Source organism: Streptomyces speibonae, from assembly GCF_984686075.1.
Genome location: NZ_OZ480260.1, coordinates 140,240 through 154,347, shown reverse-complemented (window position 1 = coordinate 154,347; position 14,108 = coordinate 140,240). Strand labels below are relative to the sequence as shown.

Genomic DNA, 14,108 nt, shown 5'->3' with positions numbered 1-14,108 from the left:
CTATAACGAACGATGCCGTGCGGTGAGAGTCCGGGTTCAGCCCGCGGTGGGGTGCCTGAGCCGGTGCTCGGGGATGACGGCGACACCGACGATCTCGATCAGCGCCTCGGGCTGCCACAGGCCGGTCGTGCCGATGCCCGCCATGGCCGGGTACACGGGTCCGGCCAACTCGCGCCACACGGCGCCGATCTCCTTGCCGTGCGCCTGGTAGTCGGGGATGTCGGTGAGGTAGAGCGTGATGCTCACCAGATCCTCCGGAAGTCCACCCGCCGCGCGCAGTGTGGTCAGCACGTTCGAGAACGCCTGACGGAACTGCTCGACGATGCCCCCCGCGACGATGCGCATGTCCTGGTCGAGGGCGGTCTGTCCGCCGAGGTGGAGTGTGTTGCCGCTGAGCGTGCCGTGCGAGTAGCCCCTGGGGGCCGGCAGCTGGACGGGGTTGACGGCGGCCAGGGCGAGGTGAGTCACGGGGTGCCTCCACGAGTATTGACATTTGCCTGACGGTCGTCACGATAATCGCATACATCGTGCGGAGGGAACCCCGAAGGAGTCCTCGATGCGTCTGGCCACTCTCATGACCGACCGCGGCACCACGGCAGCCGTCCAGCTCGACGGAAGCTGGCGAACCCTGCCCGCCCCCGACCTCTCGACCCTCCTGGCCTCGGGCTTCTCCCGGGAGGCCGCTGCGGACCTGGCCGGGGAGGCGGTGGCGGACCCGCGCCACGTCCTGCCCCTTCCGGCCCCCGGCAAGGTGATCTGCTGCGGTCTGAACTACGCCGACCACATCAAGGAGACCGGCCGGGACCTGCCCGCGTATCCCACGCTGTTCCCGAAACACGCCGACACCCTGCTCGGCCCGTACGAGCAGATCGAGCTGCCGGACCAGGTCCAGGCGGACTGGGAGGCCGAACTCGCCGTCGTCGTGGGCGCACCCCTGCGCTCGGCCGACGCGGACACCGCCCGTACCGCGATCGCCGGTTACACCGTGGCGAACGACATCTCGCTGCGCGACTGGCAGTACCGCACGGCGGAATGGTTCCAGGGCAAGGCATGGGACCGCTCCACTCCGATCGGGCCCGTCGTCGTCACCCCCGACGAGATCGACCCGTTCGACGGCGTCGAGGTGATCTGCCGGGTCAACGGTGAACAGACCCAGCGGGACAACACCCGCACGCTCGTCTTCGACGCCGCCGGCCTGCTGGCCTACATCTCCGCCTTCACCACGCTCCGCCCGGGCGACCTCGTGCTGACCGGGACACCCGGCGGAGTCGGCGTCGCGCGCACACCCCAGCGCTTCCTCCGCGACCAAGACGTCGTCGAGACGGAGATTCCCGGCATCGGCACCCTGCGCAACCCCGTCCGTCTGGGCCGGCCCTCCGGCACCCCCACCCCTTCCCCGTCAACGTCATGACAGGAGCTCTTGTGGACCCCAACTCCAGCGGCCACCCCGTCGAGGGTGGCCATCACGCCCCGGCGCACGACCACGGGCTGCTCGTCCCGGTCGTCACCCGCAGCGGCCACGAACCCGGCGACACGGGCCAGAGCGCCGGCGCGACCCGGGTCTCCGGAGTGAGCCCTCAGCACACCCCGGCCACCAGGCTCTGGTTCGGCCAGGTGAAGAACCTCGCCGGATACCGGTCCCAGCCCCACCACCACGCGGAGGCCGAGACCGGCGGCTTCGTGCTGGCCGGCCGCGCCCGGATCTACTTCGGCGAGAAGTTCGAGGACTACTACGACCTGGCCGAGGGCGACTGGGTCTTCGTGCCGCCGTACATGCCGCACATCGAATGCAACCTCGATCGCAACAACCCCCTGACCTGGATGACCTGCCGCACGCCCGACAACCTCGTCGTCAACCTCCCCGACGTGGACGACGGTGAACTGCGCGATTGGAGCACGCGCCCGTGAGCGGCATTGTGAGCGGCACTCCCACCTCCCGGCCCTTCACCGACACGGTGACGCTGAAGCCCGCGGAACCACAGCACTTCGACCTGGCGTACACCGCGACCACCCAGCCCTGCCCCTGGCCGAAGGCGTACGGCGGTGACCTGGTGGCCCAGGCCGCCACCGCCGCGATGCGCTCCGTCACCGACGGCAAGACGCTGCACTCGACGCACTCGTACTTCATGCGTCCCGCCGAGATCGGTTCCGAGATCCGCTACGAAGTGGAAGTGCTCCGGGACGGCCGCGGCTACAGCACCCGGCAGGTCCGCGCCTTCCAAAGCGGCAAGCCCGTCTTCGTGTGCCTGGCCGACTTCGCCGCGGGCGAGGCGGGGGGCGAGTACGCCGACGGCGGGGGAGAGGTCGACGCCGTGCCCGGACCTGATGAACTGCCGAGCTCCGCGCAGTACCTTGCCGACCCGCGAGCCGACCTCACGGGCCGGATCGACGAACGCACACGGGTGTACTGGTCCGGTGGGCGCTCCTTCGACATGCGTCATGTCCCCGGCCCGGTCTACCTCACCGTGGAGGGCGCAACGGAATCCCATCAGGCGGTCTGGGTACGGCCCTTCGATCCGCTGCGCCCCGTCCCCGGGACGACCGCCGCACAACGCGACCTGGCGGCGCTCGCCTACGTCTGCGACTTCACCATCCTCGAACCGCTCCTGCGCGTGCTCGGCCTGCCCTGGACACAGCCGGGACTGATGACCGCCAGCCTCGACCACGCGATGTGGTTCCACCGGCCGCCCGCACCCGGGGTGATGAACGGCTGGCTGCTGTACTCCCAGCACGCGGTCGCCGCCGCCGGCGGACGGGGGACCAGTACCGGGCGCTTCCACGCCCCCGACGGCACCCATCTGGCCACCGTGGTCCAGGAGGGGCTCATCCGCCCGGCGACGGGAGGGAACCGGTGAAGCTCTCACCCTCCGGACACACCGACACCTTCGCCCGCGACAACCTGCCGCCCTTCGAGCAGTGGCCGGCCCTGGAGTTCGGGACCGACCTGCTGCGCTATCCCGAGCGGCTGAACGCGGCGACGGAACTGATCGACGTACCGGCAGCCCGCTTCCCCGACCGCGTCGCCCTGAGCACCCCCGACGGACCGCCCTGGACCTACTCCGAACTCCTCGTCAGGGCCAACCAGGTGGCGCAGGTGCTCACCGAGGACCTGGGGCTCGTACCGGGCAACCGTGTGCTGCTGCGCTCACCCAACACCCCCTGGGCCGTGGCCGCCTGGCTCGGTGTGCTCAAGGCCGGCGGTGTGGCCGTCGTGGCCTTCTCGGCTCTGCGCGCCCATGAGCTGGCCCCGATCGTGCGGAAGACTCAGCCGGGCTTCGCGCTGGTCGACCACCGGCACGTCGAGGACGTCGAGACGCTCCGGGCCACGGTCGCACCGTCGCTGCGCGTCGTCGTGACCGGCGGTCCGGACGACGGCGACCTGATCCGCCGGGCGGAGGCGAAGAGCGGCAGGTTCACCGCCGTCGACACCGCCGCCGACGACGTCGCCCTGTTCTGTCCCACCTCGGGAAGCACGGGCACGCCGAAGATCTGCACCCACTTCCACCGTGACATCCTGTCGGTCGACAACACCTTCGGGAAGCATGTCCTCAAGCTCCGGCCCGACGACGTCGTCTCCTGCACCGCGCCCCTGGCCTTCACCTTCGGCCTCGGCATGCTGGTGGTCTTCCCGCTGCGCGCCGGGGCGTGCGGCTTCCTGACCGAGTCCGCCGCACCGGCCCGGCTCGCGGATCTGCTCCCCGACCACGGTGTGACGGTGCTGGCCACCGCGCCGACCGGGTACAAGCAGATACTCGACGCCGGCAAGGCCCACCGGCTCGCGGGACTGCGCACCGCCGTCAGCGCGGGCGAACACCTCCCCGTCCAGGTCTGGCGCCAGATCAACGAGGCGACCGGACTGAGCATCGTCGACGGCATCGGCGGTACCGAGATGCTGCACATCTACCTCTCGGCCGCCGGCGAGGACATACGCCCCGGGGCCACGGGCAAGCCGCTGCCCGGCTACCGCGCCACGATCCTCGACGCGGACGGCAACGAGGCCGGGCCCGGTGTCGCGGGCAGGCTGGCCGTGCGCGGGCCCGTCGGCTGCCGCTACCTGGCGGACGAACGTCAAGGCGACTACGTCCAGGGTGGATGGAACCTCACCGGCGACACCTTCACCCGGGACGAGGACGGCTACTTCCACTTCACTGCCCGCGCCGACAGCATGATCGTTTCTTCTGGCTACAACATCGCCGCACCGGAAGTGGAGGCCGCCCTCGACGACCACCCGGACGTGCAGGCGTCGCTCGTCGTCGGCAAGCCCGATCCGCTGCGCGGGGCGCTGGTGTGCGCGTTCGTGGTCCTGCGCGACGGCGTGGCCGGCGGCGAGGCGAAGGCCGAGGAACTCCAGGACTTCGTCAAGAGCACCCTGGCGCCGTACAAGTACCCGCGGGAGGTGCGCTTCACGGACTCGCTGCCCCGCAACGCCAGCGGCAAGCTGCAGCACTACGTGCTGCGCAGGCTGGTGGAGGAAGAAGCGGCCAGGTCGGCCGAGGAAGCCCAGGAAACCAAGGACGGGACGGGACGATGAGGATCGCCATTGCCGGTGCGGGCCCCGGTGGTCTGTACTTCGCCGCGCTCATGAAGGGGCTGGACCCGGCACACGAGGTCACCGTCTGGGAGCGCAACGCTCCCGACGACACCTTCGGCTTCGGGGTGGTCTTCTCCGACGAGACCCTCGGCGGGATCGAGCGGGCCGACCCGGTCGTCCACGACGCGATGGAAAGCCGGTTCGCGCGCTGGACCGACATCGACATCACCCTGTCCGGCCGGCGCGACGGCCGCCATACCCGCACCGTCGGCGGCCAGGGCTTCGCCGCGATGAGCCGCAGGGAACTGCTGTCCGTCCTGCAACAGCGGGCCGGTGACCTGGGCGTCACCGTCCACTACCGCACACCGGCGCCCGACGCCGACGAACTCCGCGCCACCCACGACCTGGTGATCGCCGCCGACGGCGTCAGCTCCGCCATCCGCACCAAGTACGCCGATGTCTTCCGGCCGGACCTCGACCGGCGCCGGAACAAGTACATCTGGTTCGGTACCGACCTGGTCTTCGAGGCCTTCCAGTTCTTCGTGAAGCAGACCCGGTGGGGCACCATGCAGATCCACGGGTACCCCTACTCCGACCAGGGTTCCACCTTCATCGTCGAGATGCACGAGGACGTATGGCGCGCCGCCGGCCTGGACCGGACGAAGGCCGAGGACCTGCCGCCCGGTGTCTCCGACGCGTACGCCGTCGAGCGGATGCGGGAGATCTGGGCCGATGAGCTGCGCGGACACCGGATCCTCGGCAACAACTCCAAGTGGCTCACCTTCCACACCGTGCGCAACGAACGCTGGCACCACGGCAACGTGGTGCTGCTCGGCGACGCCGCTCACACGGCTCACTTCTCCATCGGGTCGGGCACCAAGCTCGCCATGGAGGACGCCCTCGCGCTGGCCGCCTGTCTGCACGAGCACACCGATGTCGGCGCCGCCCTCGAGGCGTACCAGAGCGAGCGCAGACCGGTGGTCGAGTCCACCCAGCGCGCCGCCCAGGCATCGCTGGAGTGGTTCGAGAACATCGGCATGTACGCCGACCAGGACCCCGACGAGTTCTGCTTCAACCTCCTGACCCGGTCCCGGCGGATCACCTACGCCGGCCTCGCCGAGCGCGACCCGGAGTTCGCCGGCCGGATCGAGGCCGGGTTCGCCGCCCGCAACGGCACGACGCGGCGCCCGGCCATGTTCCAGCCCGTCAGGATCGGCGACCTGGAGATCAAGAACCGGATCGTGGTCGCGCCGATGGACATGTACAGCGCCGTCGACGGTCTGGCGGACCGGTTCCATCTCGTCCATCTCGGCTCCAAGGCGCTCGGCGGGGCCGGACTCGTCCTGACCGAGATGATCTGTGTCTCGCCCGAGGGCAGGATCACCCCCGGCTGCACCGGGCTCTGGACCGACGCACAGGGCGAGGCTTACCGCGCGGTCGTCGACTTCGTCCACGCGCACTCCACCGCGAAGATCGGTGCCCAGCTCGGCCACTCCGGCCGCAAGGGCTCCACCAAGGTCATGTGGGAAGGCATGGACCGTCCGCTGGACACGGGCAACTGGGAGGTCATCGGGCCCTCACCCGTGCCGTACGGCCCCGGATGCCACATCCCCCGGCAGGCCACCCGCGACGACCTGGACAAGGTCGTCGCCGACTTCACCGCCGCCGCCCGCCGGGCGGTGGCCGCCGGCTTCGACCTGATCGAGGTCCACGCCGCCCACGGCTACCTGCTCAGCTCCTTCCTCTCACCGACGGCCAACCGGCGCACCGACGACTACGGCGGACCGCTCGAGAACCGCCTGCGCCTCCCCCTGGAGGTCTTCGACGCGGTACGCACCGCGGTTCCCGACGGCTTCCCCGTCACGGTGCGCATCTCCGCGCACGACTGGACCGACGACGGCAACACCGACGACGACGCCGTCCTGATCGCCGAGGCATTCGTGGCACACGGCGCCCAAGCCGTGCACGTCTCCTCCGGCCAGGTCGCCCAGGAGGAACGGCCGGCGTTCGGCCGCTCCTACCAGACCCCGTTCGCGGACAAGATCCGCGCCAAGGTGACCGGGAGGACCGCCGCCAAGGTGATCGCCGTCGGCGCCATCTCCTCCTACGACGACGTCAACTCCATCCTCCTCGCGGGGCGTTCGGACCTCTGCGCCCTGGGCCGCACGCACCTGTACAACCCGCAGTGGACCCTCCAGGCCGCGGCCGAACAGGACTACGGCGGAGCCGGCGCCGACTGGCCGGCCCCCTTCCGGGCGGGCAGGCGCAAACCCCCGGCCACGCGGACCGACAGGATCCCTCCGCGGCTGAGCCTGCTGCGGGAAGCAGGAGCCGAGAGCACGCACCTGCGCTGGACACCCGGCCGTGGCGGCACCGCCCCGGCGCCGTTCACCGCGGCCGAGTGAGCGGCACCCCTCGGCGCCGCGTCGGTGTCTTCCGTACGCAGGTCGAATGGATCGACACCGACGCGGCGGGGATCTACCACAACAGCACCGTCGTGCGGTTCGTCGAGGCCGCCGAGGCGCGGCTCATGGCCGGGCACGGCCTCCACGACTACTTCGCGGCGGCGCCGCGCGTGCGCTACGAGGTGGACTTCGCCGCACCGCTCTTCTTCGGGCAGCGGGTCACCGCCACGGTGGAGCTCGTCCATGTGGGGACCACCTCGATGACGTTCGACTTCGAGGTCTGGGGCGAGGCCTTCCAGGGCCGGCCCCGCACGTGTGCCGCCCGCGGCCGCTACGTCACCGTGCACATCGACCGCGATCACCGGGAGGGGGCACGCGGCACACCCTGGCCTGCCGACTGGGTGGGTAGACTGGCTCCGCCCAGTCCCCGGTAGAGCCCAGGCACACGACTCCTTCATGACGACCGACGAAGCCCGCCCCTCAGCACAACGTCTGCGCACCCTGCTGGTCACCTATCTGGGTTCCGTGGTGCACCGAACCGGCGACTGGATGCCCATCGGGGGCGCGGTGGAGCTGCTCGGCGAGGCGGGACTCGACCCGGCCAGCGTCCGTACGGCGGTGTCCCGGCTCAAGAAGCGCGGCTGGCTCGACTCCGAGACCCGTGAGGGCGTACGCGGCTACGCCCTCACCGGGACGGCGATCGCCGAACTGGCCGCCGGCGACAGGATCATCTGGCACTCCCGCCCACCGGCCGACCTCGCCGAGGGCTGGTGCGTGGTGAACTTCTCGGTCCCTGAGTCCCGGCGCGACAAGCGGCACCAGCTCCGCCAGGACCTCACAGCCCTCGGCTTCGGCAACATCGGCGCCGCCGTGTGGATCGCGCCGGCCCGCATGCGGGACGAGGCCGCGCGGACCATCGCCCAGCAGGGGCTCACCGACCAGTGCGCCATGTTCGTCGGTGACTACGCCGGCGGCAAGGACCTGAAGGTGCTCGTCGGCGATGCCTGGGACCTCGAGGAGATCGACGGCAGGTACCGCCAGTTCCTGGACTCCTACGCCGACCGGGCGGAGCACCTCCCCGGCGAGCCCCCGAGCGGCCGGGCCGCGTTCGTCCGGTATCTGCACATGGTCGATCACTGGCGCAAGCTGCCCTACCGGGACCCCGGACTGCCCGTGGAGGTCCTTCCCGGCCACTGGAGCGGAGCGGCGGCGAAGACACTGTTCGAGCGGCTCGTCGCCACGCTGGAGGATCCCGCTCTCGCCCACGCGGCCGACGTCTACCGCGCCCTCGGCGTCGGCTTTCCCCTTTCCCCCAAGCACCGCTGACACCGGCGGCGCTGCCTGGCGCTGTTCGCCTCTCCTGGCGAGCAGCGCCCGTTCCGCATGCGCGGATGATCCTCGTGTTCGGTCGTTCTCCACATCGGATATCGCTGACTCTTGACGACCGTACCGAAAGTGATACACCCTTGAGGCATTCCTTCCTCAGCCGGCGCGCATCGCACGGACCGTCCCCGAGGTATCGATCGGGAGTCCCGCCGCCGGCGACATCTGACGAGGAGCACCCCCTCCATGCCTACGTCGCAACATCATTCGGCCGAGCCTGCCGGATCAGCGGAAGACCCCCAGGTCTTCAAACGAGGGCTCAAGAGCCGGCACGTGCAGATGATCGCCATCGGCGGCTCCATCGGTACCGGGCTCTTCTACGGGTCCGCACAGGGGATAGCACTGAGCGGACCGGCGATCGTCCTTGGATATGCCCTCTGTGGCGTGGTGATGTTCCTGATCGTGCGTGCCCTCGGCGAGATGACGGTGCGAGAGCCGGTGGCCGGCGCGTTCAGCCACTTCGCATACAAGTACTGGAGTCCGCGCGCGGGCTTCGTCTCCGGATGGAACTACTGGTTCAACTACATCGCGGTGTCGATGGTCGAACTGGCGGTGGTCGGCGCCTATGTGAACTACTGGCTGCCCGGCGTCCCGCCCTGGCTGTCCGCCGCCTTCTTCGTGGCGGCGATCACCGCCGTCAACCTTCTCGGCGTCAAGGCATTCGGCGAGTTCGAGTACTGGTTCGCGATGATCAAGGTCGCCGCGATCGTCGGGATGATCGTTCTCGGCGCCGTCATCATCGCACTCGGGATCAACAAGAGCCCCGGCACACTCCCCGATCCGAGCCTCGCGCACCTGTGGGATCTCGGCGGATTCATGCCAGGAGGCATGTCCGGGTTCCTGATGGTCCTGGTCGTCGTGCTCTTTTCATACGGCGGCACCGAACTGATCGGCATCACGGCCGGCGAGGCGGAGAATCCGCACCGCACGATTCCACAGGCCATCAACCAGCTCATCATCCGCTTCCTGATCTTCTACATCGGCTCCATGACGGTGATCCTGGCGGTCATCCCCTGGGACCGGATCGACGGCCAACTGAGCCCGTTCGTACAGATTTTCCAGGGCATCGGGCTCTCCGGAGCTCCGCACGTCCTCAATTTCGTCGTCCTCACGGCCGCGATGTCCGCGTACAACTCGGCGCTCTACTCCAACGCCCGCATGCTGCACTCGCTGTCCGAGCAGGGGAACGCCCCGAAATACCTCTCCCGGATCAGTGGCAACGGCATTCCGCTGGCCGGTGTGCTGACCTCCACCGGGGTCACCTCGCTCGCGGTCCTGGTCGTGTTCCTCTGGCCGGAGTTCGCGTTCAACTACCTGCTGTCGATCGCCCTGATCGCGGGCATCGTCAACTGGACGATGATCGTGGTGACGCACGGCAAGTTCCGTCGGCGTCTCGGCGCCGAGGAGACCGCCGCGTCCCCCTTCCGGCTGCCGGGCGGCAGGTTCAGCGCATGGGGCGTTCTGCTGTTCATGGCCCTGGTGATCGTCCAGATGGCGATGTCGGACACCTACCGCACGGCAGTCGTCGCGGGACCCGCATGGCTGGCCGGATTGCTGATCGCGTACGCCGTGAAACGGCGCCGGCAGGCCGTCGTCCCCGAGCCGGCCCCGCCGAAGGACAGCGCACCGTCCAGAGAATGGATGGTCTGAGTCCATGGCGACACCCGTACAGGTGAACACTCACCTGGTCGACTACCGACGTGACACCTACACGACCCCCGGGCGGCCCCTGCCCGGCGGGGCGCGGCCCCTCCTCGACTGCGCCCTCGGAACCAACCCCTACGGAGCGCCACCCGTGGCGCCGCACCTCCCCGGGCACGGCGCCGGACTCAGCGCCTACCCGGCGCCCGACGCGGCGTTCCGTGACGCGATCGTGGCCCACTGGGCCGAATCGGCCGCGCTGACACGGGAGAACATCCAGGTCGAGGCCGGCACCTTCGGGGTCATCGAGCGGCTGAACAAACTGCTGGTCCAGCCCGGCACCCAGGTGCTCGGTTACGTGCCCCAGTTCTCCGACTTCGCACAGGACGTCATCCAGCGTGGCGCAACGTTCGACGCCGTGCCACTCCGCGCGGAGGACACCCACCGCTTCTCCGCCCCGGACCTCATCGACCGCCTCTGCGGGCATCACCGCCTCGTCTACCTCGACAACCCGAACAACCCGACGGGCCAGATCATCCCGTTGCCCGAGATCGAGAAGGTGGTGGCCGCGGCCCGGGAACTGCGCGTGGCCGTTCTGGTCGACGAGGCCTACGGCGACTTCATGCCACCGCGGAACTCCGCCGTCACCCTCGTCCCCCACTACGACAACCTGTTCGTGGCCAGGTCTTTCAGCAAGGGCTGGGGCCTGGCCGGGCTGCGCGTCGGGTACGCGGTGATGTCTCCCGCGCTGCTTCCGGCCTGGCAGAAGATCTCCCATCCGTTCCCGGTCGGCGCCCTCGGCCTGGACCTGGCCCGCCAGGCCCTCGGCTTCACCGACTTCCTCCAGACGTGCGTGCGCCGGGTCCGTATCGGCAAGCGGCACGTCCTCGGCGCCTGCCGCCGCATGAGCGTGCCCGCGACAGCGGACACCGTTCCCATCCTCACGCTGATACATCCCGACGAGAAGCTGGATCTGCGGAAAGAGTTCCTGCACCGGAACGTCCTCACCACACCAGGACACCATTTCGCCGGCCTGGGTCCGAACGCCGTACGCATCCGCCTGCCCCGGGAGACGGACGCGCTCACGGAAGCGATACAGGACATCGAGAACACAGAAAACGGAGTACGGTAGCCCATGTCGGAAAACAAGGGAATCCGCCCCCTTGAAGAGGGCGTACGGACAGACTTCAGCTCCACGATGGACTACGGGAGCTACCTTTCCCTGGACACGCTGCTCTCCTCGCAGCATCCGGTCAGCAAGGGCCCGCACCCCGACGAACTGCTGTTCATCATCCAGCACCAGACCACCGAATTGTGGTTCAAGCTGGTTCTGCACGAGCTGCGCGGTGTGCGGCAGCACTTCGCAGCCGACGACGTGGCCCGGGCCCGCAAGGGGCTGGCCCGGGTCAAGCACATCTTCCGCACGCTCACCGAGCAGTGGTCGGTGCTGGCGACGCTGACTCCGAGCGAGTACGCCGAATTCCGAGGGGAACTCGGCTCCTCCTCGGGGTTCCAGAGCTACCAGTACCGAGCGGTGGAATTCATCCTCGGCAACAAGAACGCGGACATGCTCGCCGTCTTCGCCTCACGTCCCGACGAACAGGCCATGCTCCGCGAACTGCTCGAAACCCCGACCGTCTACGACGCATTCCTGCACCACCTGGCCCGGTACGGCCACGACATCCCGAAGGAGGTGCTCGAACGCGACGTGACACAGCCGTGGGTCGCACGGCCCGAGCTGATCCCGGCCTTCGAAAGGGTCTACGGAGACGTGAACGCCCACTGGAGCGCCTACGCCATCAGCGAGGACCTGGTCGACCTCGAGGATGCCTTCCAGTTCTGGCGCTTCCGGCACCTGCGGACGGTCCAGCGCACGATCGGATACAAGACGGGCACCGGTGGCTCGTCGGGAGTCGCCTTCCTGGAACGGGCCCTCGGCCTGACGTTCTTCCCCGAGCTCTACACCGTGCGCACATCGATCGGCGACTGAACCTCCCTTCCCCGTCCCGCTGCCGAAGACGGCACCGAGAAGCGAAAGCACTCATGAACGACACACTCGCAGCCCTCCCCGGCCATCTGATCACCAAGGCCCACTCCCTGGACCTCGCCGACCCGCTCGCCTCCTACCGGTCGAGGTTCGTCGAGGCCGACGGACTCGTCGCCTACCTGGACGGCAACTCCCTCGGGCGTCCGCTGAAGGCCACCCGGGAGAGCCTTGTCACCTTCGTGGACGGCGCCTGGGGCACACGCCTGATCCGGGCCTGGGACGAACAGTGGATGGACGCGCCGACCGAACTGGGCGACCGTATCGGCCGTGCCGTACTCGGCGCCGCCCCCGGACAGACCGTGGTGGCGGACTCGACGACGGTGATGCTCTACAAGCTGGCCCGCGCCGCGGTCGATGCCCGCCCCGGGCGCGACGAGGTGGTGGCCGACACCGACAACTTCCCGACCGACCGCTTCGTCCTGGAAGGCATCGCCGCCGAACGGGGTCTGACGATCCGGTGGATCACACCGGACCCCGCTGCGGGCGTCACGCTCGACCAGGTCGAGGCCCGTCTCTGCGACCGTACGGCTCTCACGCTGCTCAGCCATGTGGCCTACAAGTCCGGCTACACTGCCGACATGTCCGCGATCACGGCCGCCGCCCACCGGGCGGGCGCGCTGGTGCTCTGGGACGTATGCCACTCGGCCGGCTCGGTCGAGGTGGCCCTGGACCGGGCGGGCGCGGACCTCGCCGTCGGCTGCACCTACAAGTACCTCAACGGCGGTCCGGGCTCTCCGGCATTCGGTTACGTCGCGAGCGCTCTGCAGAGCGAACTGCGCCAGCCCGTCCAGGGCTGGATGGGACACGCCGACCCGTTCGCCATGGCGGCGGGCTACCAGCCAGCACCCGGCATGCGGCGCTTCATCAGCGGCACCCCGCCGATCGCCGGAATGCTGGCCCTGCGGGACATGATCGCACTGATCGAGGAAGCCGGCATCGCCGCCGTGCGGGCCAAGTCCGTTCAACTCACCGAGTTCGCGCTCGAGATCGCCGACGAGGCACTCGCCCCGCACGGAGTACGGGTCGTGTCCCCGCGGGACGCGGCCGTACGGGGCGGTCATGTGACCCTGGAACACCCCCGATTCGAGGAGATCACCGCCGGACTCTGGAAGCGGGGCGTCATCCCCGACTTCCGCCCGCCGCACGGTCTGCGCGTCGGACTCTCCCCCCTGAGCACCGGCTTCACCGAACTCGCCACCGGCCTGGCCCACGTTCGCCGGCTGCTCGCCGAGGCCGTCAACGATTGAGAGAACATGACCACGCTGGATGACCTCGATTCACGCCCGGGGAGCGCCACCTCCCTCCTGCGCACGGTCATCGGCTGCACGATGCGGGACCAGGGCGGCTGGCTTTCGTCGGCCGACCTGGTCGAACTCATGAAGGTGGTCGACTCGCCGCCGGCCCGGACCCGCAACGCCCTCGCGCGGGTGAAGGCCCGCGGCCTGCTGCTCTCCCGGAAGCACAACGGGCTCCCCGGCTACGCCCTGGCACCCGAGGCGTGGCCGATGCTCGCCCGGGGCGACCGGCGCATCTACCATCCACGGTTCATGGAGGAGGGCGACCCCTGGTGCCTGATCTCCTTCTCCATTCCTGAGAACAACCGGGAGACACGCCATCAGCTGAGGCGTCGGCTCACCTGGATCGGCTGCGGAACCGTGGCGAACGCCCTGTGGATCTGTCCGGCCTACCTCTGCGGCGAAGTCGAGGAGATCGTCGCCGACCTGGGGCTGACGGACCGTGTGCCCCTCTTCATCTCCGACGAGGTCCGCGGGGTGAGCGACCTGAGCGCGGCGGTCCAGGAATGGTGGGACATCGACTCGATCAGGGCGCTGCACGACGCGTTCCTCACCCACGGTACGCAAGCGGTCGACGCCTACCGCGCCGATCCCACGCCACGAGCCGCGTTCCGGGCGTGGGTCACCCTCCTCGACGCTTGGCGCCCCATCCCGTACCTCGATCCGGGCCTGCCCTACTCGGTACTCCCGCAGGACTGGCCCGGCCGCCGGAGCATCCCGCTCTTCCTCGACTTCCGCGACAGCGTCCAGCGACCGGTCGCTGAATTCATCGCCTCATCGATCGGCTGAGCCCCCCGCTGCCGCGC

General features: G+C 69.3%; 13 protein-coding genes. 12 read left to right on the top strand and 1 reads right to left on the bottom strand.

Annotated features, from left to right (window positions below):
• Window positions 1-36: 36 nt before the first annotated feature.
• Window positions 37-468: a RidA family protein gene (locus AC5L3C_RS00570; protein WP_125501388.1), complete on the bottom strand. Its 432-nt coding sequence runs from the start codon at window positions 466-468 to the stop codon at window positions 37-39.
• An 88-nt stretch (window positions 469-556) separates the two neighbouring features.
• Between AC5L3C_RS00570 and AC5L3C_RS00565 the strand changes: the two genes are divergently transcribed.
• The 12 genes from AC5L3C_RS00565 to AC5L3C_RS00510 all read left to right on the top strand — a co-directional run bounded on the left by AC5L3C_RS00565 (window position 557) and on the right by AC5L3C_RS00510 (window position 14,091).
• The gene (locus AC5L3C_RS00565) at window positions 557-1,411 is read left to right on the top strand and encodes a fumarylacetoacetate hydrolase family protein (protein ID WP_493646268.1); all 855 of its coding nucleotides are present in this window, start codon (window positions 557-559) and stop codon (window positions 1,409-1,411) included.
• Window positions 1,408-1,908, top strand: coding sequence for a cupin domain-containing protein (locus AC5L3C_RS00560; RefSeq protein ID WP_493646267.1), 501 nt, complete (start codon window positions 1,408-1,410; stop codon window positions 1,906-1,908). Before AC5L3C_RS00565 ends, AC5L3C_RS00560 begins: the two co-directional genes overlap by 4 nt.
• Window positions 1,905-2,855 (top strand): acyl-CoA thioesterase, encoded by a 951-nt coding sequence (locus AC5L3C_RS00555; protein WP_493646266.1) that lies wholly within the window; start codon window positions 1,905-1,907, stop codon window positions 2,853-2,855. Before AC5L3C_RS00560 ends, AC5L3C_RS00555 begins: the two co-directional genes overlap by 4 nt.
• Window positions 2,852-4,531, top strand: coding sequence for an AMP-binding protein (locus tag AC5L3C_RS00550; protein WP_493646265.1), 1,680 nt, complete (start codon window positions 2,852-2,854; stop codon window positions 4,529-4,531). Before AC5L3C_RS00555 ends, AC5L3C_RS00550 begins: the two co-directional genes overlap by 4 nt.
• On the top strand, window positions 4,528-6,936 hold the full coding sequence (locus tag AC5L3C_RS00545) for a bifunctional salicylyl-CoA 5-hydroxylase/oxidoreductase (protein WP_493646264.1): 2,409 nt from the start codon (window positions 4,528-4,530) through the stop codon (window positions 6,934-6,936). The genes AC5L3C_RS00550 and AC5L3C_RS00545 overlap by 4 nt, the downstream gene beginning before the upstream one ends.
• Complete coding sequence (locus AC5L3C_RS00540; protein ID WP_493646263.1) at window positions 6,933-7,370, top strand: acyl-CoA thioesterase; 438 nt, start codon at window positions 6,933-6,935, stop codon at window positions 7,368-7,370. The genes AC5L3C_RS00545 and AC5L3C_RS00540 overlap by 4 nt, the downstream gene beginning before the upstream one ends.
• A gap of 22 nt (window positions 7,371-7,392) precedes the next feature.
• On the top strand, window positions 7,393-8,262 hold the full coding sequence (locus tag AC5L3C_RS00535) for a PaaX family transcriptional regulator (protein ID WP_493646262.1): 870 nt from the start codon (window positions 7,393-7,395) through the stop codon (window positions 8,260-8,262).
• Between the two features lie 243 nt (window positions 8,263-8,505).
• Window positions 8,506-9,969, top strand: coding sequence for an amino acid permease (locus AC5L3C_RS00530; protein ID WP_493646261.1), 1,464 nt, complete (start codon window positions 8,506-8,508; stop codon window positions 9,967-9,969).
• Window positions 9,970-9,973: 4 nt separating this feature from the next.
• The gene (locus AC5L3C_RS00525) at window positions 9,974-11,092 is read left to right on the top strand and encodes a pyridoxal phosphate-dependent aminotransferase (RefSeq protein WP_493646260.1); all 1,119 of its coding nucleotides are present in this window, start codon (window positions 9,974-9,976) and stop codon (window positions 11,090-11,092) included.
• Between the two features lie 3 nt (window positions 11,093-11,095).
• A complete protein-coding gene (locus tag AC5L3C_RS00520) occupies window positions 11,096-11,950 on the top strand; it encodes a tryptophan 2,3-dioxygenase (protein WP_493646259.1) in 855 nt (284 codons plus the stop codon).
• Window positions 11,951-12,003: 53 nt separating this feature from the next.
• Window positions 12,004-13,254, top strand: a complete 1,251-nt coding sequence (locus tag AC5L3C_RS00515) for a kynureninase (RefSeq protein WP_493646258.1) — start codon at window positions 12,004-12,006, stop codon at window positions 13,252-13,254.
• A gap of 6 nt (window positions 13,255-13,260) precedes the next feature.
• A complete protein-coding gene (locus tag AC5L3C_RS00510; protein ID WP_125501370.1) occupies window positions 13,261-14,091 on the top strand; it encodes a PaaX family transcriptional regulator in 831 nt (276 codons plus the stop codon).
• Window positions 14,092-14,108: the final 17 nt, after the last annotated feature.